The 483-nt window shown below is 61.3% G+C and carries 1 protein-coding gene; it reads right to left on the bottom strand.

Annotation, left to right across the window (positions count from 1 at the left end; genetic code table 11):
* Positions 1-483 (bottom strand): calcium-binding protein (locus tag ACKLNA_RS29145; protein WP_408987850.1); only part of this gene is annotated, 483 nt, incomplete at both ends.

Below are 483 nucleotides of genomic sequence, written 5' to 3'. Positions count from 1 at the left end.
GAGGTACGACACGGTGTCGCGACCCGCACCACCGAAGAACTGGTCGGCACCGCCACCACCATAGAACACGTCGTTGCCGTTGCCGCCGGTGATGATGTTGTCGCTGGCATTGCCCCAGCCGGTAAACGAACCGGTGCCGGTGTAGGTCAGACGCTCGACGTTGGCCGCCAGCGTGTGCTCTTTGTAGCTGACACGCACTTCATCGTTGCCGCCACCCGCCTGCTCGATGACGGTCACGCCACCGCCGTTGACGTAGTAGATGTCATCACCGGCACCACCGTCGTAAGTGGCAAAGAGGTAGGCGTCGGTCGTGAAGGTATCGTTGAATGCCGAACCGATGACTTTCTCGACGTTGGTCAGGGTCACACCCTGCGAATCGCCACCGACACCTGGCAAACCGGTGCCCGGGCGAATGTCGACGTTCACGGCAGCGGACGACGTCGAGTAATCGACGGTATCAAAACCTTCACCGCCATCGACGCC

Source organism: Pseudomonas sp. UV AK001, from assembly GCF_046097675.1.
In the GTDB taxonomy this organism is placed as follows: Bacteria; Pseudomonadota; Gammaproteobacteria; order Pseudomonadales; family Pseudomonadaceae; genus Aquipseudomonas; species Aquipseudomonas kribbensis.
The sequence above is the reverse complement of the archived record's forward strand: the minus strand, read 5'-3'. Positions and strand labels throughout refer to the sequence as shown.